This is a genomic window from Caldifermentibacillus hisashii, from assembly GCF_039654145.1.
GTDB lineage: Bacteria > Bacillota > Bacilli > Bacillales > Caldibacillaceae > Caldifermentibacillus > Caldifermentibacillus hisashii.
This window is the reverse complement of record NZ_CP155467.1, coordinates 1987533-2007869: the sequence shown is the minus strand read 5'-3', so window position 1 is coordinate 2007869 and position 20337 is coordinate 1987533. Positions and strand designations below refer to the sequence as shown.

The following is a 20337-nucleotide window of genomic DNA, read 5'->3' as shown; positions in this document are numbered from 1 at the left end:
CTTCCCCGTTAAGGTGAGATAAAGTGAGACTTCCAGCAGTGGGGGTTTCTTCACCCCATTGATGGTTAGGAGAACCAATCGGGCACTTATCTTCGCCCTTTACATCTTTGATTTTCTTTTAGTCACAGGAGGAAGATTTAGTGACCGTTCGTGCGGGATAAATACGTTGGAGAGGAGCCATAGAATGAAAGTTCTAGTTACGGGTGGAGCAGGTTTTATCGGATCACATCTCGTTGATCAACTCGTTAAGTTAGAATATGACGTACATGTAATCGATAATTTTTCTACAGGAAAACGGGATTTTTTATCGCCACTTGCACATTTGTATGAATTTGATATACGCGGAAACGAAACGAGACAATGGATTCAAGAAGAAAAACCGGATGTGATTTTTCATTTAGCCGCACAAGCCGATGTTTCAAAATCGATGAATGAACCTAGAGTTGATGCCAATACGAATATTAACGGGACAATCAATATTTTAGAAGCTTGTCGTAATCACGATATAAAAAAACTTATATTTTCTTCCACTTCAGCGGTATATGGAAACATTGTGAGAGATCGAATAAGTGAAAAGGACTTGGCTGAACCCGTTTCTTTTTATGGATTATCGAAACGTACAGCAGAAACATATATTCAATTGATTTCGTCTCTGTACGATATTCCTTTTACGATTCTCCGTTATGGTAATGTGTATGGACCACGGCAAACCGTGAAAGGAGAAGGAGGTGTCATTGCTGTATTCCTTGATCAATTAAAGAAGCAAAAACCATTAAATATTCATGGTGATGGAGAACAAACAAGAGATTTCATTTTTGTTAAGGACATTGTTCAAGCGAATCTGGCCGCCATTGAACGGGGAAATCGGGATATTTTTAATATAAGCACAGCTCAAAGTACATCCGTCAACCAAATTGTAAACATACTCAGGCAATTACACAAGCAACCGGTGTCGGTTCGCTATTCCGCAGCGAGAAAAGGAGATATTCAAGATAGTTGTCTGGATAATCAAAAAGCAAAAAAATGGCTTAAATGGAAACCAAAAATAGATATTCATAGCGGATTAGCGGAAACATATCAATACGTTTTTAGCTAATGATTTGGGGACCGTTTTATTGTAATCCCCCTTGAAAAAAACGATTGCAACGTTTTGATTTCAACATTTCAATAAAAAACTTGGGCGTCAAAATGTTTAGGCTACTCGTGACGTGATATTAAATTTTTTTGGCTGCGGTATATCGGATCGCAGCTTTTTCTTGTGCCCTTATACGTTAGTTCAAAATTTCCATCTGCGTCGAATTCGTACCTTTACTGAAAATTTATACTTACCGTATAAAATAAATTTTCAAAATCCACTTAAAAAATAGTTGACAGGTCGGAATAGTATGATTAAAATATAACTCAATAAAATACCCTATAACATTTTTTTATACGCTGAATATAATACATAGAAAATTTTAAAGCCGTAAGTAGCTAAATAGGTATTGTGGGGCAAATGAAGGAGGAAACAAGGATGAGCAAATTAATTGTGTTTGCAATTGTCGGCTTTTTCGCACAACTGATTGACGGAGCGTTAGGAATGGCTTATGGTGTCACTTCGACAACTTTGTTATTGGCCTTTAGTGTGAATCCTGCGGCGGCATCCGCATCTGTGCATTTAGCCGAATTGGTGACGACTGCCGCATCGGGCGCTTCTCATATTAAATTTGGCAATGTCGATAAAAAGATGGTTTTTCGCTTGATTATCCCGGGAGCAATTGGAGCTTTTTTAGGTGCAACATTTTTAAGTAATTTACCCGGTGATGTCATTAAGCCATATGTTTCATTATTTTTATTACTATTAGGCGTATATATTCTATTTCGTTTTCTATTTATCTATAAAAAAACGGAAGAACAGAAAAATGTTCAGTTGTCCTATAAGCAATCCATCCCTCTAGGTTTTATCGGCGGATTTTTTGATGCAACCGGCGGCGGTGGCTGGGGACCAATCACAACACCAGTCTTACTTTCTAAAAAAGGAATGAGTGCGAGAAAAGCTGTCGGTACCGTGGATACAAGTGAATTTGTCATTGCTTTATCCGCTTCATTAGGTTTTTTCCTATCTCTTGGTTCAGAACTGATTGAATGGGTGTGGGTGATTGCGCTAATGATCGGAGGCGTTTTGGCGGCACCATTGGCTGCTTGGCTTGTGCGCGTTGTCCCTACACAAATAATGGGTACTTTAGTGGGCGGATTTATTGTTTTAACAAATGCAAGAACAATCTTTTCCACTTGGATATCCGATGATTCGATTTATCCGGTTTTATACGGATTGATTATCGTAACTTGGATTGCAGCGGTTGGATATGCCATATATAAATATAACCTGGACAGAAAAGCTTCCGAAGCAGATTTACCTTTGGATGTCGAGGCGTAATTATCGGGTAGAATGGCTGAAAACAATTGGTAATCACGCAATTCATCTATATATCACAGGTAATAGTAAAATCAAACATTACCTTAAAGGTGGAGGGGACATTAATGAAACAATTGGATGAGTTAAAACTGAAATATATCATTTCCCTGTTGGAAAACATGGAATATGGCTCGTTAAATATTACCGTCCATGCCGGTGAAATTACCCAAATCGACAAGACGGAAAAGAAGCGATTTACCTTGGCGAAAGTAAACAAATCGTAATCTCAAACACTACATCGAAAGGAACGAAACACAATTCCTAATACAATTTCAAACGTTTATCCGATTGGACCACCAAAGGATACAGAATGATTGATATTTACTATTATATCAATCAAGTCTGTATCCTTTTTGTTTTAAAAAATAAAGGGAGATGATTTTTGTGAGTAAGATTGTCATTATTTCGGGAAGTCCTTCTCGAAATTCCAGTTCTGAGCATGTTCTTCATTTTTTAGGTCAGCTCATAGAAAAAGAAGGGCATTCGGTCACACATATATCAGTAAAGGATATATCCGCTGAAGTTTTATTTAGTGGCCTATATGATAATGAAGAAATCCAAAAAATTTCAAAAGATATACAACAGGCATCGGGTATCATTGTTGGCTCACCTGTTTATAAAGGAGCCTATACCGGTGTATTAAAAGCGTTAATTGATTTAATGCCCCAAGATGTTTTAAAAAATAAACCCGTTCTGCCCATTATGACAGGTGGTAGTCCGGCGCATTTGCTTGCGATCGAATATACATTAAAACCGGTTCTTACCACGTTGAAAGGGATATGTTTAAAAGGTATTTATCTATTGGATAAACAAATTGATAAAAAGATTTACGAGAATCCAATCACCGATGACGAGCTATATAAACGAATCAAAAAACAACTTTATTATTTTGTTGACTCAGTTAATAAAACAGAAAAAGCCATTCCGGTATTATCTCAAATGGATTTGTAAAACAGAGAGTTATTATAGAAAAATAAAAAATTTGATTGAAAGGATGAGGAACTTTGAAAATTTTTTGGTTTATACCTACACATGGAGATGGTAGATATTTAGGAACAAGAAAAGGAGGCAGAGCTGCCAACTACGCTTATTTCCGTCAAATTGCACAGGCCGTAGATAGTTTAGGATATGAAGGCGTATTAATTCCTACTGGAAAATCATGCGAAGATCCTTGGGTGGTTGCCTCCAGTCTAATTCCCGTTACAGAAAAGCTGAAATTTCTAGTAGCAGTCAGACCGGGTTTGATGTCACCAACAGTTGCGGCAAGGATGGCAGCAACATTTGATCGCTTATCCGGTGCCAGATTATTAATAAATGTTGTGACAGGTGGTGACCCTATTGAATTAGCTGGAGAGGGATTATTTCTAAAACATGATACACGTTATGATTTAACTGATGAATTTTTAACGATATGGAGGAAGACGTTAGAAGGAGAAAAGTTTGATTTCCAAGGGGAATACCTGCATGTAGAAGGGGCAGAAGTTCTATATTCACCACTCCAGAAACCTTATCCCCCATTATATTTTGGAGGTTCATCAGAAGCGGGAATGAAGGTGGCAGCAGATCATGTTGATGTCTATTTAACTTGGGGAGAACCACCTGTGCAAGTAGAAAAGAAAATTTTGAAAATGAAGAAACTGGCTGAAGAAAGAGGTAGAGAAGTAAAATTTGGCATCCGTTTGCATGTTATTGTTAGGGAAACCGAATCAGAAGCTTGGCAAGCAGCAAAAAAGTTAATCAACTATGTTGACGACGAAACGATTAATGCCGCACAAAAGGTATATGCAAGAATGGATTCGGTAGGACAAAAAAGAATGACGGCACTTAATAAAGGTGACCGGTCAAATTTGGAGGTCAGTCCTAATCTTTGGGCAGGTGTCGGTCTTGTCCGAGGTGGTGCAGGGACAGCGCTTGTCGGTGATCCGGATACAGTTGCAAAGCGAATCCAAGAGTATGCTGATTTAGGAATTGAAACATTTATTTTATCAGGTTATCCGCATTTAGAAGAAGCTTACCGGACAGCGGAATTATTATTTCCTAAGCTGTCAATTCAAAACGTAAGCAAACAAAATGAAAAAGTATTTATTAGTCCATTTGGTGAAATAATAGCCAATCAACAAATACCGATAAAGTAAAGAACACTATTGTTTAGGAATGATTATTTGAAACAAAGATATTTTAATATTTCGGGGGAAACAAAATGATAAAAAAAACTAGGACACTACTTCTTTCTTTTTTACTAATAACAATTTCTTTCATTACTTTAACAGGGTGTGACCAAACGGCTTCATCTAAGGAGAAAGATGCAACAGATAAAATTATTCGAATCGGCTATCAAAAATTTGGCACATTAAACATTCTTAAGGCAGAAGGAACGCTGGAAAAAGTGTTAGAACCTAAAGGCTATAAAGTAAAATGGACCGAGTTTCCCGGAGGACCGCAATTACTTGAAGCATTAAATGTTGGTAGTTTAGATTTAGGTCATACAGGGGAAGCACCGCCGATTTTTGCTCAAGCGGCTGGTGCTCCAATCGTGTACTTTGCCAATGAACCTACTAATCCAAAAGGTGAAGCAATTTTAGTTCCGAAAGATTCTCCTATTCAAAGTGTGAAAGATTTAAAGGGAAAAAAGATTGCATTGAATAAAGGATCGAATGTTCATTATTTGCTTGTTCAGGCATTAGAAGAATACGGGATTCAATATGAAGAAATTGAACCGGTTTTTTTAGCTCCGTCCGATGCCAGAGCTGCTTTTGAGCAAGGTTCTGTCGATGCATGGGTAATATGGGATCCTTTTTTTGCTGAAGCAGAAGCCAAAACAGGTGCACGTATTTTAGTCGATGGAACCGGGTTGGTCCAGAATCGTGAATTTTTCCTAGCTTCAAAATCCTTTGCAGAAAAGCATTCAGAACTATTGGATATCGTTTATAAAGAAATCGAAAAAGCAGAAAGAAAAACAATAGAAAATAAAGCAGAAGTAGCAGCATTTCTATCACCACAATTAGGAATTGAAGCAGAAACATTGGAAAAAGTTCTAGAAAGAAGGACATTTGGTATTGAAAAGATAACGAAGAAAACTATTGAAGAACAACAAAAAATTGCTGATAAATTTTATGAACTACAATTAATTCCGAAAAAAATTGATACATCTGAAGCATTATTAAAAGTTGATTCATAGGAGGTCTTAATATGAATGGAAAAAAGTTACTGCCTTGGATAATACCAACTACGTTAATAATTATTTGGCAGGCTTTATCGACTTTAGGTATCATCTCATCAAGAGTTTTACCCAGTCCAATAGAAATCGTTATATCTGCACATGAATTGACTTTAAACGGACAATTAATTTCTGATGTATGGATTAGTTTGAAAAGAGTTTTTTGGGGATTTATCATCGGCGGTGGCATTGGATTTTTTTTCGGTTTGATAAATGGATTGTCAAAGCTGTCAGAATCGCTAATTGACTCAAGTATTCAAATGGTCAGAAATATTCCTCATTTGGCTTTACTGCCGCTAGTTATTTTATGGTTTGGGATTGAAGAAGAATCGAAAATATTTCTAGTTGCCTTAGGGACCTTTTTTCCAATCTATATTAATACCTTTCATGGGATCCGTAATGTAGATTCTTCTCTGGTAGAGATGGCAAAGGTATATGAGTTAAAGGGATTAAGTCTGTTTTGGAATGTCATTTTTCCTGCCTCTTTGCCGTCAATTTTAGTGGGTGTGCGTTTTGCGTTAGGGACTGCCTGGGTTACATTAATCGTTGCAGAAACGATTGCAGCAAATTCCGGGATCGGATATCTGGCGATGAATGCAAGGGAATTTATGCAATTGGACATTGTTTTGTTAAGTATTATTCTTTATGCTTTATTAGGTAAGTTTTCAGATGTTATCGCAAAAATAATTGAAAAAAAGAGTTTAAAATGGAATCCAAGTTATCAATAAGGATTTGGAGGTCAATAAGATGGGAATGGGGAATGAACCTGTATTGGAATTAGTAAAAGTTCAAAAGACATACGGAGAAAAAGTCGTATTAAACGATATTAACTTACGAGTGAATAAAGGGGAATTCATTGCGATTGTCGGTAGGAGCGGATGTGGAAAAAGTACGCTATTAAGAATTATTGCCGGGCTCGAGCAAATCCAATCAGGAAATATATTCGTAAAAGAGGAAAAGCTTAATGGCAGAAATGGTATGGTAAAAATGATGTTTCAGGATGGCAGGTTGTTACCATGGAAAAAGGTTTATGAAAATATCGGATTAGGTTTGAAAACTACTGAAAAAAGAAATGAAATTATTTCCTTATTAGAAAAGGTTGGATTAAAAGAACATGCAAACAAATGGCCGTCTGCATTATCAGGCGGGCAACAACAAAGGGTTGCATTAGCAAGAGCTCTTATTCATGAACCGGAACTTCTTTTACTTGATGAACCACTTGGAGCACTAGATGCATTGACAAGAATTGAAATGCAGGACTTAATTAGAGATCTATGGATGGAAAAGCAATTGACTGCTATTTTAGTCACCCATGATGTTGAGGAAGCAGTCACTTTGGCCAATCGTGTCATATTAATTGAAGAAGGGCGAATCGTAATGGATCAACCTGTTCAATTACCTTATCCGCGACAAAGGGATCACCCGCAATTCTCTAAATTAGTTAATCAAATTCTAAATAGAATTTTGGGAAAAAGAGAAAATGCTGTATATAATGCAGAACGTACAGTTAACTTATGAAAAATATAAAAGAAAATTAACGTTATCCTAATAATGATTGCCCGGTTCTGCTATAATTTAAGTAGAAGATAGGCGAGAGGTAGGGCGAATTTCGTGAATATCGACAGTTTACGGTTGTTTTGTTTGGTAGTTGAGGAGGGAAGTATTAGTCAAGCGGCACGGTTGAGTGGCTTATCTCAGCCGGCCGTAACAAAACAAATGCATCAATTGGAAAATACGTATGGAACGCTTTTGTTTGATCGGACTGACGGGAAACTAAAATTAACTAGTGCCGGGAAAATCTTGTATCCGTACGCAAAAGAAATTGTAAAAGACTACAATCGTTCAAAAGAAACCATCCAGCAACTCATCGGGAATGACGATAGGAAACTTCATGTTGGTGCATCATTAACGATTGGGGAATATTTTTTACCTAAAATTCTCGGAGTTTTCAAACGAAATCATCCATCCGTAAGATTATTGCTGGAAATCGGAAATACACCGAATATTCTCGAGAAACTTTCTAATGATGTTATTGATATTGCTTTTGTTGAAGGGGTAGTTGAAAACAAACATTTTACAGTGGAAAAATTTGCGGACGATGAACTGATCTTAGTTTGTCCAACCGGCCACCCATGGACGAAAAGACAATATATTGATATTGAAGAATTAGCGAAGGAACATATGATCTGGCGTGAATCAACTTCCGGAACAAGATTAATCGTGGAACAAGCATTGAAAGAATTTGGAGTACTGAATAAAATTCAAAGTTATATGGAGCTCGGCAGTACCCAAGCGATTAAAAGTGCGGTTGAAGCAGGATTAGGAATTAGCATCTTACCGAGAATTACAGTGGAAAAAGAACTGCAACATGATGAACTTGCAGAAGTTAAAATAAAAGACATTCATATTCACAGAAATTTATGGATGGTACAAAAACCGCAGCGCTTTTTAAGGAAAAACGTAGATACATTAATACACTTTTTTTCCAACATACTATAAAACGAGTGAAAGGAGAGGAAATGCATGGCAGAAATTACCACAGGAATTCTTCAAAATGGTGAGCCGTTTATTGTCAGAACATTGACGGTGGATGATTTAGATACGATGAGTCAATTACAATCAAAAGTAATTGACCATTTACCTTCTCCGGAGTTTTTAGAACATACAAGTAAAGAACAATTCATCGACATTTTCCAAAAAGAGGGAATCATGCTTGGTGTATTTGTCCAAGACCGTCTTGTCGCCTTTCGAATCTTTTCTTCACCGGATTCGCTTGAAGAAAAGATTGCCCTAGAGGTGGGAATCTTGAAAGAAGAATTGCCAATCACGCTCTTTTCGGTAGTTACTAATGTTGATCCGGATTATCGCGGGTCGGGATTACAAAAGTTATTAGGGGAAAAAATAATGGAAACAATTGATCGAAACCGTTTCCGTTATGTTTTATCTACGGTTGCTCCATTCAATATTCCAAGTTTAAAAGATAAATTTTTTCTCGGTTTTTCCATCGTAGATTTAAAAGAGCAATATAACGGAAAACTGCGCTATACCTTTTTTAAAGATTTTCAAAAGGAATCGGTTGAATTTGAACTTGTGGATTTTTCCGTCAATATGTCCGATTACGGAAGACAGAAGGAGTTATTCCAGCTCGGATATTTCGGTACGGGAATTTTTTACCAAAATGACGAATGGATGGTACAGTTTGGAGTGAAAAAGAAATAATTTTTTGATGCAAAAAAATAGTCTGTAGGGGCGGTATTCTTACAGACTTTATGTTGAATAATGATTATTCCATCTTTCCGGTACTTATAATATTTACATTAATATCTAAAGTGAATTTCGCCTGTGGATATAAGCTTTCCCAATCTTTATACGTATCACCTGTATGAAGATTTGTTGCTTTATAACGTAAGCCAAATCCAAGTGGGTCAACATTTTGTTTTTGAAAATAAGTTAATAATTCTAAAATCATTTTTTTGGCTATTTTACTTGTTTCTTTCCCATATTCCTTAAGGAGGTTCGATTCCGTATACTTGGATGATTCTTCAAGAATGCCTTGATGGCGAATTTTATAATTTATAATCGGTTGTTTACTATTTTCACGATTAATTTTATAGTAAATACTCGTTGAATCAATAAATACCCCATATTTAAATTTCCCATTTTTTTCTTTTATTTCTGCATTAAATCTTTCTATATTCCCTCGTAAAATATTATATATCATCGTTTGTTGAGGAGTTAACTCGACATACTTTCCGTCTCCGATAACAAGAGCACGATGGATAACACATCTTTTTTCTTTTTTATCAATTTTTATAATCGGTAAAACGGGGTCAATGCCGGTTTCAATTTGCTGTCTCCTGAAATCAAACAAATACATCGGAGTGATATAAGGTGATTGAACCGCTGTTCTGCTAAAGAAATTGAATAACGGTGTTGTGACTGATGATTGTGATTTTGGTTCCATTTTAAGTATATCCTTGGCTCTTTTTTCGGCAATACCAATCCAAGACACTAATTGAATATCTCTTCTCCGATGGAAAAAATCTGTTACATTTCCCAAGTTTCGGTCTAATAAACTTTTACTTACGATAATAATTTTTGTATGAGAAAAATCAATATCCTTATCAATGGTAGCTCTTATTAATGCTAATGCTTCTGATATACTCACGCCCTTTTCTGAAAAAAACGCATATTTTACCCCTTCTTGTTTAATATTCCCGGATGGTATAACTACCTTTATTGTTACTTTATATGGTTTCTTCGTGTCACCGGAATCATCCACTGCAATCGCTAAGACAAACGCTCTATTATCAATGTCACGAAAGGCACATCCTGATAGAAACGAAATACTCAAGAAAAGGATGAAAAGAAAGTGAACAAATCTAAATCGCTTATTCATTATCTTGCTCTCCTTTTTAAATATTGGAAAAGCAGTATCATTGTAAAAAAGAAAAACGGCAACATGTTATTAAATAACTTAGAAAAGGTTATCAACTGATATTCATTAATCACGTTAATCAAATAAATACTAATTATCCAAAACGTTCCAATAATTAACCCGAGTAACCAATTTATCGGTTGGTGAATATTTTTCTTTGTCATTATCAACTTTTTTGCTATTTGAACGACAACATGCCAATGAACAAGAATGCTTAAAAATGTAGTGAAGAAGGAAACGGTTAATGCAATATAAAGTACACGCTCGATAATTCCAAGTGGCATTCTAAGCGTATCACTGGCAGTCATCATCGGATAAGGAATCGTATCGATATTTTCATAACCGAGAAGTCCAATAGGAATGAAAAAGCTAACAAACAATGTACCAAGGCAGAGTAATACAGCAATCAGATAATCTTTCCATTTAAACGTAAAGTCATGTTGCTGAAACTGATTGTTAAAAATAATTAAATTTGATACTCCTAAATATACATAGAATGAATTAGCGATCGCTGAGAAACTTGGAAAATGATTGATATGCATGACTGCTTCCTTAACAAAATCAAGTTCAAATTCGCTGCTAGTTAATGCTTTAAGAATAAGAAGAATTAAAAATGGAAAGGTAATCAGTAGCACAATTTCGATCGTGTAAAGTATACTTTTTGTCTGCAAAAGGATGCCGAATGTGATGAACGTCAAAAAGATAATTGTTATGAAAATTGCAGGTGTTTCAGGTGTCAGAAATCTCTTTAGTGTAAAAACAAACGAAATTAACGAGATCAAGCCGGCAAAAAACCACATAATGGAAATAATTCCTAGTATGGTTCTTGTTAACCATTTAGGGAAATATTTTAGGAGCTGGTCAGGCAAGTCCTTTCCCGGTATAGTTTGAAAAAAGTGAATCCATCCAATTAAAAACATAAAACCAAAAAGCGGCGATAGAACAATTGAAAGAAGCGAGCCCTGTTCTCTTAAATCAAGTAAAACTTTATGACCTGCAGAAATACTGTACCATAACATATTGACTATTATGAGATAAAAAACATATCGTTTCATGATTTGACACCTTTTGTTTCAACTTTTTTTCGTTGAACAAATAATTTTAAATATGGCTCACCAAAACTTTCCAAATTGGTTAAATAGAGAACAAATGCTAAAAAAGATAAAATTAAACCGGTAATGCCTGCAGTTGTCCCAAAAAACAATAAAACATAACGAACTATTCGAATCGCAAAACTCATTTCGTTAATTGGGATAGCAAAGGTTGCAATCGCAACGGCAGAGACAATGATAACCATAATATTTGAGGTAAGGGCAGCTTCTGTGGCAGCCGTACCTAAAATTAAACCGCCAACCGTTGTTGCTGTTCCACTGACTGCTCTGGGCAAACGAATACTGGCCTCAGTCAATAATTCCATAAAGACGAGAAGGAATAATACCTCAATAAAAGAAGGAAATGGAACACCGACCCGACTGCCTGCAACAGAAAAGGCCAATTCTGAGCGCAAAACTTCCGGGTTATAGGAGGTAACTGCTACATAAACGCCCGGTAACAGTAAACAAATAAATAAACCAAAATAACGAAGTACCTTTAAAAATTTTGAAACCCCAAACGGTAAATACTTATCATCCATCGATGTCATAAAGTCAAAGAATACGGAAGGTGCAATAATTGCATTAGGGGTTCCGTCTAAAATTAAGACCACTTTTCCGCCAGCGATATTTTGGATGACCCGATCTGATCTTTCTGTTATCATCATAATCGGCATAAATGTCCATTTTTTGTCATTCAAAAGTCGCTGTAATTCTGAACTGGATAAAATAACAGAGTGCTTCAAATTTTTCACTTTCTCTTGTAAATTTTTTAGAACCGAATCGTTGACATTTTCTTGATCATATAATATAGCCAATGTTTGATTATTACTTGTTCCAATTTGATGCGTTTCAATCTTTAATGAAATATTATGATAACGATGTCGAATGATATTTAAATTCGTTTGGATATCTTCACTTAAGCCTAATTCCGGTCCCTGAATTGTTGGCTCGATATTTGTTTCCAATACCAAATTAGTTGTTATTTTTTTTAAATCAAGTAAATAATTTTGTTCTTGTATTTGAACAAGTACACTTCCTCTGCTTAATTGCGACAGTACTTTCTCGTTCGTTTCGATTTTGTTATTTTGTGGAAGAGAAGCTATGTAAGAATCAAATAGTTGTATTGAACCCATTTCAAAAAAAGGTTTGATGATATAATTTTGTATTTGGTCATTATCAACGACGGTTTTTAAATAAAGAAGGTGGACTGTTATATTGTCGGTTTGTAATTTTTGATTGATAATATCAAAACTTGGTTCCAGCTTTTCGGCCAATAAGTCAATCAAATTTGTTTGACTCGTAGTTTTTTTCTTTTTGGTTTGCAATCTATCCCTCCTCATTTATAAAGTGACTATCGGTGGGGCAAGCCCTTCTGATAAGTAGTTGAACCAATTGGGCACATACGGGCACTTATCTTCCACCATTGCAACGTAAAATATTTATTAAAGGTAAAAGAGGAAGATTTAATGCCCGTTCGTGCGGGATAAAGTGAAAATTCCATCAGTGGGGGATTCTGCATCTCCCACTGGTAATTAGTTGGACCAATCGGACCTTCACGGGCAGTTGATTCTCTCCCCCATCTTCTTTGTAAACTTGAAAAATTTGAAGTCGAGGTGGAATCTACTGCCCGTAAAGGTGGGACAAAGGGGATGATGGGGATAGTTTATACAAAAATGCACAATTTATACTGAAAATGGGAAACGTGATGGGGAGAATGATTGTCTGGCAAATATAAACTTTGTTAAACATTAAAAGAGAAGGTGTTCCGGCGCACCTTCTTCATTTGCAATTAACATCCGGATTTCTAAACTTGAACACTTTTTACTTTTCTATGATGATGACTAAATACTTTATCTAAGAATGTTGCATAAAGTGATGCCAATATTTGTTGGAAAAGCATGCCGACAACAACTGGCAGGACGACAGCTGACGGAAAATAAGAAAGGGCAATAACAGCACCGGCACTAATATTGCGCATACCACCTAAAAACGTAAAAGCGGTAATTGTTTCATGATCATATTTTAACAATCGACTGATAAGGTAAGCGAAAAAATAACTCGACATTGCGATAAAAAACGCCGTACAGATAATAATAATTAACTTTAAATCAATATTTTTAAAATATGGTGCTACTTCTGAACTGTTTAGCATAACAACTAATCCAAGAAATAGTTTGGAAATGGGGGCGAATCTCGGCTTCCAAACTGTGCTCATTTTACCATTTGTCATCTGATTAAGTACCATCCCAAAAATGGACGGCAAAACAATCATAAAAAACAATCCCGAAATCATGCTTGAGATATCCATTTCAATATTTTTCCCAACAAAATTAGATAAACTAAGAGGGACGATAAAAGGTGAAAGCAATGAATCAATTAAGATTAGCGCTAACGATAATGCAGTATTCCCTTGTTTCATGGCCGTCCAAATAAAACTCGTGATGGCAGTCGGAATCACCATGCCGAGGATAAGACCGGTAATGGTAAAAATATCGTCGGAAAATACGATATGTCCGACCGACCACGCCCAAAACGGCATAACTATATGAAGAAATAAAAGCAAAATAATAACGGGGAGCGGGTGAAGAACAGCTCCTTTGATGGCTCGAAAATTCATACTGAGACTACCTTCAAAGGTCATAAAAGCAAATAACCAAGGGACAAGAAAAGTATAATCTTGCAGAATACTAGAAAATAAGACGCCTAACACAACACTTGTCGGTGTAATAAACGGCATCATCCGTTCAAGTATACGATTGATTTGTTGTAACATTTGAACCGTCTCCTCATAAAATTTCAGCCTGTCAATGAAGACAATCCGACTAGATACAAAACTAATTATTCCGATTAGATTCAATGAAATTTATTATAACAGTTCAAGTCAAAATTTCAATGGGAAAAGGGACAGTTCTTAATAAATGATAGTATTATTTTCCAACAAGGCTAGCATGGTTGTTGTTTTTAAATAAAGTCGCGATGTTTTATTAAAAATTTGCACCGTTATATCCCTTTGGATATGATTATCTAAAGGGGTGTTTTTATGTCGAAAAGAAAAAGAACATCTGAAATTGAACAGTGGATTAAACAAGGTCGAGGAACGGTATTGGAGTAGATTATAAACTTTGTTTAAAGATCTCATTTTTAACAGGGGAAAAGATATCTAAAACAATGGCAAAAAACATTGGATTCATAAAATCAACAAAAGAAAGATCAAAAAGCAAAAAATGGAGAGATTCTACCATTGCTAAGGCTAAGAAAGCAAGCGTGGACCAATTTCCAAATAGAAAAAGTCAAATTGATATAAGGTATTTTTATAAAAACGAGGTGGGAAAATGTGGATGAAAGTATACTCATTATAGAAGACGAAGTAGGATTAATTAAAATGCTAAAACGATTGTTAGATAAGGAAGGATTTAAAGAGATATACCAAGCAGAGTCGGGTACTGAGGCATTGAAAAGTGTTAAGGAACACAGAATTGATTTGATATTGCTCGATGTCATGCTACCTGATACAAACGGTTTCGATTTATGTCAACAAATTAGAGAAATATCAGATGTTCCCATTATCTTTTTGACTGCACGTACTACCGATATTGACAAATTAACCGGGTTTTCTATGGGTGGTGATGATTATATAACGAAACCTTTTAATCCCCTTGAAGTGGCTGCACGAATCAAGGCCATTCTACACCGTCAAAGGAAAGCAATGACTGGGATGGCAAAGGTGTTTCAAACAGAACGGTTTGCATTGTATTATGACCAAGCAAAGTTAATTGTAGATGGAAAAGAAGTGAATTGTCCAGCCAAGGAGTTTCAATTACTAAAATTCATGTGCCAGCATCCTAATCAGGTTTTTAGAGTAGATTATCTATATGAAAAAGTTTGGGGAGATTATAGTATTGTGGGGAAAGAAAATACGGTTATGGTCCATATTAGTCGCCTGCGTCAAAAAATTGAAAAAGACCCTAAACATCCGGAGTATTTAATCAATGTCAGGGGATTGGGTTACATGCTAAATCATGAAAACCAAAGGAGTCCCCAATGAAATTAGAAACCAAAATTTCATTGATATTAATAATAGTTTTTTTAGCCTTAGGTGCTCTTTTTTTTATAACCGGATTTTCACTCCTTAACCTATTAAACACCCCCTTAGGAATTAATGGCTTGGTGACATATGTTTTATTCCCGCTATTATTCATTGGAATACTTATTCTGACTGGCCTTGTTATCGACCGCCAAATCAGGAAACCTCTTTTCTTTTTTATACGCTGGATTGACCAATTATCACTTGGGGTCTTTAATAAACCTGATACAATAAAGAATTTTTCTTTAAATAAGATAAGGTTTAGTCCGTTTTTGGAACTTAAATCAAAGCTCGATGGTTTAACAGATCAACTAAATGCGGCGGAAAAGGAACGAAAAGAACTTGAAGAAACTAGGAAGAACTGGACTGCGGGTGTGACACATGACTTAAAAACACCGTTATCTTACATAAAAGGTTACGCAGCCATGCTTCGTTCCGAACATAAATGGGATGAAGAGGAAATTAAGGAATTTGCTAAAATTGTTGAAGAAAAATCATTATATATGGAGCAATTAATTGATGATTTAAGTGTTGTTTATGAGTTTGAGAAAATGCAAATTCCTTTGAATTTACGTACCATGAATCTTGTCACTTTTGTAAAAAATGTTTTGGAAGATCTTCGTCAGTATCCGACAGCTAATGACTATCCTATTCATTTAAACGTCGAGGATGAAGGCGATATTTTATTATCTTTTGATCAGACTTTATTAAAAAGATCATTAGAAAATTTCATTATGAATGCTATTTATCATAATCCTCCTGAAACAACGATTACTGTTTCCATAAAAACTATAGAAGGTTCCCCTTTAATAGAAATTAAAGATGATGGTATCGGAATGGATGATAAAACAATTCAACAGTTATTTAATCAATATTACAGGGGTACGACGACGGACAAATCCCATCTTGGGTCAGGGTTGGGAATGTCCATTGCCAAACAGTTTATTGAAAAACAAGGGGGGCAGGTTAAAGTCGAAAGTGAGCCGAATAAAGGGACGAAGATAAAAATTTTATTTCCTTGCAAAAATTAAGGTTCTGTTAAGACACCATTTCAATGGTGTTTATTTTTTTACCCTATACTACGTATAGAACTGATTGTTCGCGGTGATACATTCATTACTGAATTGAGAGGAATGAAATAAATGAAAAAAACTTTGTATAAGCAAAAAAAGAAAGCTTTGAACCAAACAATCAAAATGATATTCACTTTGCTGGCAATGTTCGCAATAGATGTCGAATTTGGGAGTGGTGCAAATGTTAATTGAAGCTCAAGACATTTCAGTAGCAATAGGTGGACGGCTTGTACTTGATGGTGAGTCCGTTCGCTGTAAGCCCGGTATTATGACCGCCCTCGTTGGTGCGAGTGGTTCGGGAAAGACCACACTCCTGCATTGCCTCGGATTGTTGCTGCCGGTTGATAAGGGTAGCATCATGATTGACGGGAACGATGTCACGAGGTATAGCATTGCGGCACGACGTCGGTTCTGGCGAGATCACGCAGCATTCGTACTTCAGGATTACGGAATTATCGATGAAGAGTCGGTTGCATTCAATGTCACAATGGAGGCGAGTATCCTTGGACGACGTGTCTCGGGAAACAAAGAACAGATGAAACAATCACTCGAACAGACGGGTCTAAAAGGTAGAGAACATGAGTTGGCCGGACACCTGAGTGGAGGCGAAAAGCAAAGACTTGCTTTGGCTCGTGCCATCTACAAGAATGCTGATGTCCTATTTGTTGATGAGCCAACTGCTTCACTTGATGCAGCTAACCGGCGTAAGGTCATCGAACTGCTTACGGACTTTGCTGTGCGTGGCAGGACGGTCATTGTGTCAACGCATGATTCCGAAATGATTGGTGCATGCAGCGCCATGCATCAGGTCGGTTCCAAAGCTCGTAACATTAACTAAAGAACACAAGGAGGATACTGATGAAATCAACTTCTAAGATAATTATTAGTGTAATTGTTGGTTTGCTAATGGTAGTGGGAGCCTTTGCGTTTCTGAACGGTTGGATAACGGGATCACCAAAAGACACGCACCCTCCTTGTGATCAGCTGCCATCCGTTGCAGAGGCCACTGCTGCTTTGGACAATCACGAAAATTTAGCCAAAGAAATAGAAAAGCTGGGAGATGGGATTAAAGTGGAAGTGGGTAAGCCGTGTCAAGATGATCAGGAACGGGGGCTCATTTTGGTGAGCTATGATTTGAAATCCGAACGTGATGCCATAAGTAACTTACTCTCTCGCAGTGAAGGATTTGGAGTTCCGGTTCATTTGAAGAAGCGCTGACCAGCCTTTCAACTAATAACCTAAAACGTTGTCTCCAGTGCTATTGCATGACTAGTTGCCCAAAATCATTAAACATGGCGCCTGTTATCTACACCACCCATAGCGTTGATATAGCTGCTTGGTTCCTTAATTTATGAAAAGAAGGCGATGACGAGTAGTAGCCAACGGATAAAAGCTTCAAAAAGAAAGAAGGGTGAATGAGTGAGATGAATATGTATAAACGTATCATAGTGGTTGTTTCGGTAGCGTTGTTTACTTTACTTGCACTTTTGGCTGCAATCATTACCGACCTGAATGATCGAGACTTCCCACAAGCTATTGGGAGCGAAAGCAGGCTTAATCTTAGCTTCAACGAATCGGGTTACTCTATCACTGAAGCGTTTTCGAAGTTAGAAGAACTCGATACACGCTTGGACCTTGGACTGGTCAAGATCGCCCCAGATCTTGCAAGTGATGGAGATGGAGAGATTTTTGTTACGCTTAACGATGAAGGTCTGCCTGAAGAATTTACTTGGTTTAACGGCGACAAAGCAGGCAAAATTGTTGGTAAAGATCGGCTTGCCAATTCCTATCCTGATGGATTATACCTTGTGACTGGCAATACTTCCCGTTTAAATGAGTTTGTAGACATTTTGAAAGATGCGGGGGTAGAGGTTAGCCGCAGGGATGCCTCAATCTTGGATAGTCTTGTATTCGTGGTGAAAGAAAGAGGATTTACAACCGTAATTCTTGCATCGATTGCGCTGATTTCATCGCTTGTGCTGTTCTGGTTGTCAGTGAGGGCGCGGGGACGCGCCCTTAGGGTTTTAGGCGGGTCTCCGATTGGGCGGATTCAGATGCAGGATCTTACAGAGTTTGGTGTGGCGTTACTCGTTTCGGCGGGAACTGTGGCTATTGTTGCAGCAATCTACGTGGGTATTTTTCATGGCTGGATGTACGTCAGTACCTTCCTCGAAGTTCTGATTAGTCTTCAAGTCGTTGTTATTGCCATATCCATACTTGCTGCACTTATTATGTCAGCCACTACATGGCCGAGTGCTGTTATGTTTGCCACTAGACAACCAGCTGTAAAGAACTTACGATCGGTTGCAATTGTGATCCGGGTGCTAACGTTCGTTTTAGTGGTGGCTACTGCTGCTCCCGCTTGGTCTGCATATAAACACTCATCTGCTAAGGCAACTGAAATGGCACAGTGGAAAAGGCTTGCAGACCAAGTGTCAATTGTGTTCGAAACAGACATTGGCGAAATGGATCAAATGGAGCCAATGATTGGGGAGATGGTAAAGGATGCGGAATCGATTGAAGCAGTAGCACTTTCCTATACTTACACTAAGGAAATGCGGCCATCGGTTGATTTCGGTAGATACTCTGCGGTCTCTTTCGTAAACCAGCGTTGGCTTGACTTAGTCACTACGGGTGCAAAAAAGCCGATTGTAACGCCTGTTTCGCACCACAACATTTCAGAGGAGCTTTTTCAAGAAATTCAAGAAGAAATTGATATTCTGGAACGAGAAGGGCAACCCAAGAATCTAATCGAACAATTACAATTCCTCCAACCGGTCGAGGGATCCCGACTTCCAGTGGCTCAAGGGGGAGGAGGCCAAAGTCTCCACTTTGGAGATGATATCCTGTTCGCTGTCGTTCCTTCGCTGTACGACACCTTTAATGATTCTACCTTGACATCCATGATCTCGAGTAACAACATAGTGTTCACTGGTGTAACTGCTACGAAACAATTATTAGAACGACACAGCCTAGATGTCCATGCGCTACGTGATCGAGGGATCAAAAGCGAACTGGAAGTTATTTACATTGCCGAAGAGGGCATACTACAAGCGCAGTTCGCAGTATACCTTGTGTGGTTGCAGAATCTTTCGCTGATTGCACTGGCGGTTGCTTTCGGTGTTGCTACTGCAATCAGTGCGTTGATTACCGCAACATTACGGGCAAAACGTGACTTCCCATTACGGTTGGCAGGCCGATCTTGGATGCGAATCCTTCAGAGCCGTGTGGTCAAAGAACTGCTTGTGGGAATCATACTTGTGATTATCGTTATCATGATACAAAGACCTAATGCCATAGAAATTGTACTTGTGACTGCGGCATACGGATTGCTTATTGTTCCGCTAAGTCATTTTGTAGCTGCCCGTTGGTGTTTTAATGGAGTTAGTAGACGTCGAATTTGATGTTAAAGAAGATGAACTTAAATGAAATTCCGTGTACTGAAGGGCATATATAGTGGGTGTGGGAGGACGAGTTAATGCCCCTCCTTCTGCTCGATTACAACGATATTTTATCGTAATCAAATAGATATAATCATACATATTAATTGTGATAAAATATTAAATAGCTATTCCATTAACAGGCTCTTTTATGGCATAAAGGTCACTAAAATGATCAAACTTTTTAATAAAACTAAAACTTAAATTTAATAGATAAGAAGCCATTTTGATCAATCTTTTTTCGAAATGGCTTCTTTTTATTTAACCTGAAATGAGGTTCTGCGAGATATTTTGGATCAAACTTTATACATTAACCAACAATGGTGGGACCTATTTTAGTATATAAGTTCACAAAAACAAAACAGGAATGAAATCCATTCCCGTTATAAGTGATTTGTATACGACTACTCACGATTTTAACATTGAAATTAAGATTTTTTCTCCTTTGATTTAATCTATAAAAACACGAATGTTCTTAGCCCTCAACCCTTGTCAAAGGTTATGGACGGATTTTTTGAGCTTGCTTAATACATGTT

The 20337-nt window shown here is 37.2% G+C and carries 19 protein-coding genes; 15 read left to right on the top strand and 4 right to left on the bottom strand.

Annotated features, from left to right (window positions below; translation table 11 throughout):
• Positions 1-184: 184 nt before the first annotated feature.
• The 10 genes from NSQ14_RS09460 (at position 185) to NSQ14_RS09415 (ending at position 8891) form a co-directional block, all read left to right on the top strand.
• On the top strand, positions 185-1096 hold the full coding sequence (locus NSQ14_RS09460; RefSeq protein ID WP_346208503.1) for an NAD-dependent epimerase/dehydratase family protein: 912 nt from the start codon (positions 185-187) through the stop codon (positions 1094-1096).
• A 417-nt stretch (positions 1097-1513) separates the two neighbouring features.
• Positions 1514-2416 carry a sulfite exporter TauE/SafE family protein gene (locus tag NSQ14_RS09455; protein ID WP_041846127.1) on the top strand — a complete coding sequence of 301 codons (903 nt, stop codon included), beginning with the start codon at positions 1514-1516 and terminating at the stop codon, positions 2414-2416.
• Positions 2417-2520: 104 nt separating this feature from the next.
• Positions 2521-2679 (top strand): YezD family protein, encoded by a 159-nt coding sequence (locus NSQ14_RS09450; protein ID WP_197057088.1) that lies wholly within the window; start codon positions 2521-2523, stop codon positions 2677-2679.
• A gap of 160 nt (positions 2680-2839) precedes the next feature.
• Positions 2840-3406 (top strand): NADPH-dependent FMN reductase, encoded by a 567-nt coding sequence (ssuE, locus tag NSQ14_RS09445; protein ID WP_346208502.1) that lies wholly within the window; start codon positions 2840-2842, stop codon positions 3404-3406.
• A gap of 53 nt (positions 3407-3459) precedes the next feature.
• Positions 3460-4590, top strand: a complete 1131-nt coding sequence (ssuD, locus tag NSQ14_RS09440; protein WP_346208501.1) for an FMNH2-dependent alkanesulfonate monooxygenase — start codon at positions 3460-3462, stop codon at positions 4588-4590.
• A gap of 65 nt (positions 4591-4655) precedes the next feature.
• Positions 4656-5633, top strand: coding sequence for a sulfonate ABC transporter substrate-binding protein (locus NSQ14_RS09435; protein ID WP_346208500.1), 978 nt, complete (start codon positions 4656-4658; stop codon positions 5631-5633).
• Between the two features lie 11 nt (positions 5634-5644).
• On the top strand, positions 5645-6400 hold the full coding sequence (locus NSQ14_RS09430) for an ABC transporter permease subunit (RefSeq protein ID WP_034770263.1): 756 nt from the start codon (positions 5645-5647) through the stop codon (positions 6398-6400).
• Between the two features lie 19 nt (positions 6401-6419).
• The gene (locus NSQ14_RS09425; RefSeq protein WP_034770261.1) at positions 6420-7190 is read left to right on the top strand and encodes an ABC transporter ATP-binding protein; all 771 of its coding nucleotides are present in this window, start codon (positions 6420-6422) and stop codon (positions 7188-7190) included.
• Between the two features lie 93 nt (positions 7191-7283).
• The gene (locus NSQ14_RS09420) at positions 7284-8171 is read left to right on the top strand and encodes a LysR family transcriptional regulator (RefSeq protein WP_346216272.1); all 888 of its coding nucleotides are present in this window, start codon (positions 7284-7286) and stop codon (positions 8169-8171) included.
• A 24-nt stretch (positions 8172-8195) separates the two neighbouring features.
• A complete protein-coding gene (locus NSQ14_RS09415) occupies positions 8196-8891 on the top strand; it encodes a hypothetical protein (protein ID WP_216405224.1) in 696 nt (231 codons plus the stop codon).
• A gap of 64 nt (positions 8892-8955) precedes the next feature.
• Here the strand turns inward: NSQ14_RS09415 and NSQ14_RS09410 are convergent, their stop codons facing one another.
• The 4 genes from NSQ14_RS09410 to NSQ14_RS09395 form a co-directional block, all read right to left on the bottom strand.
• Positions 8956-10071: a Ger(x)C family spore germination protein gene (locus NSQ14_RS09410; protein WP_346216271.1), complete on the bottom strand. Its 1116-nt coding sequence runs from the start codon at positions 10069-10071 to the stop codon at positions 8956-8958.
• Positions 10071-11165 (bottom strand): GerAB/ArcD/ProY family transporter, encoded by a 1095-nt coding sequence (locus tag NSQ14_RS09405; RefSeq protein WP_346216270.1) that lies wholly within the window; start codon positions 11163-11165, stop codon positions 10071-10073. Before NSQ14_RS09405 ends, NSQ14_RS09410 begins: the two co-directional genes overlap by 1 nt.
• Positions 11162-12529, bottom strand: a complete 1368-nt coding sequence (locus tag NSQ14_RS09400; RefSeq protein ID WP_251241749.1) for a spore germination protein — start codon at positions 12527-12529, stop codon at positions 11162-11164. Before NSQ14_RS09400 ends, NSQ14_RS09405 begins: the two co-directional genes overlap by 4 nt.
• A 479-nt stretch (positions 12530-13008) precedes the next feature.
• Entirely contained in the window at positions 13009-13977 is a 969-nt protein-coding gene (locus NSQ14_RS09395; protein WP_346216269.1) for a bile acid:sodium symporter family protein, read from the bottom strand.
• A gap of 561 nt (positions 13978-14538) precedes the next feature.
• Here NSQ14_RS09395 and NSQ14_RS09390 point away from each other — a divergent pair.
• From NSQ14_RS09390 to NSQ14_RS09370, 5 genes are all read left to right on the top strand, one after another.
• The gene (locus NSQ14_RS09390) at positions 14539-15249 is read left to right on the top strand and encodes a response regulator transcription factor (protein WP_034770246.1); all 711 of its coding nucleotides are present in this window, start codon (positions 14539-14541) and stop codon (positions 15247-15249) included.
• Positions 15250-15371: 122 nt separating this feature from the next.
• Positions 15372-16319, top strand: a complete 948-nt coding sequence (locus NSQ14_RS09385; RefSeq protein ID WP_346208528.1) for a HAMP domain-containing sensor histidine kinase — start codon at positions 15372-15374, stop codon at positions 16317-16319.
• A gap of 223 nt (positions 16320-16542) precedes the next feature.
• Positions 16543-17199, top strand: coding sequence for an ABC transporter ATP-binding protein (locus tag NSQ14_RS09380; protein WP_034770243.1), 657 nt, complete (start codon positions 16543-16545; stop codon positions 17197-17199).
• Between the two features lie 20 nt (positions 17200-17219).
• The gene (locus NSQ14_RS09375) at positions 17220-17579 is read left to right on the top strand and encodes a hypothetical protein (RefSeq protein WP_034770240.1); all 360 of its coding nucleotides are present in this window, start codon (positions 17220-17222) and stop codon (positions 17577-17579) included.
• A 197-nt stretch (positions 17580-17776) separates the two neighbouring features.
• Entirely contained in the window at positions 17777-19765 is a 1989-nt protein-coding gene (locus NSQ14_RS09370) for a hypothetical protein (RefSeq protein WP_231553321.1), read from the top strand.
• The last annotated feature ends 572 nt before the right edge of the window (positions 19766-20337 follow it).

Excerpts from the sequence above, each read along its gene's own strand:
- NSQ14_RS09370 (WP_231553321.1), top strand. The coding sequence starts at position 17,777 with ATGAGTGAGATGAATATGTATAAACGTATCATAGTGGTTGTTTCGGTA.
- NSQ14_RS09375 (WP_034770240.1), top strand. The coding sequence starts at position 17,220 with ATGAAATCAACTTCTAAGATAATTATTAGTGTAATTGTTGGTTTGCTA.
- NSQ14_RS09395 (WP_346216269.1), bottom strand. The coding sequence starts at position 13,977 with ATGTTACAACAAATCAATCGTATACTTGAACGGATGATGCCGTTTATT.
- NSQ14_RS09430 (WP_034770263.1), top strand. The coding sequence starts at position 5,645 with ATGAATGGAAAAAAGTTACTGCCTTGGATAATACCAACTACGTTAATA.
- NSQ14_RS09380 (WP_034770243.1), top strand. The coding sequence starts at position 16,543 with ATGTTAATTGAAGCTCAAGACATTTCAGTAGCAATAGGTGGACGGCTT.
- NSQ14_RS09455 (WP_041846127.1), top strand. The coding sequence starts at position 1,514 with ATGAGCAAATTAATTGTGTTTGCAATTGTCGGCTTTTTCGCACAACTG.
- NSQ14_RS09460 (WP_346208503.1), top strand. The coding sequence starts at position 185 with ATGAAAGTTCTAGTTACGGGTGGAGCAGGTTTTATCGGATCACATCTC.
- NSQ14_RS09425 (WP_034770261.1), top strand. The coding sequence starts at position 6,420 with ATGGGAATGGGGAATGAACCTGTATTGGAATTAGTAAAAGTTCAAAAG.
- NSQ14_RS09450 (WP_197057088.1), top strand. The coding sequence starts at position 2,521 with ATGAAACAATTGGATGAGTTAAAACTGAAATATATCATTTCCCTGTTG.
- NSQ14_RS09405 (WP_346216270.1), bottom strand. The coding sequence starts at position 11,165 with ATGAAACGATATGTTTTTTATCTCATAATAGTCAATATGTTATGGTAC.
- NSQ14_RS09415 (WP_216405224.1), top strand. The coding sequence starts at position 8,196 with ATGGCAGAAATTACCACAGGAATTCTTCAAAATGGTGAGCCGTTTATT.
- NSQ14_RS09410 (WP_346216271.1), bottom strand. The coding sequence starts at position 10,071 with ATGAATAAGCGATTTAGATTTGTTCACTTTCTTTTCATCCTTTTCTTG.
- NSQ14_RS09435 (WP_346208500.1), top strand. The coding sequence starts at position 4,656 with ATGATAAAAAAAACTAGGACACTACTTCTTTCTTTTTTACTAATAACA.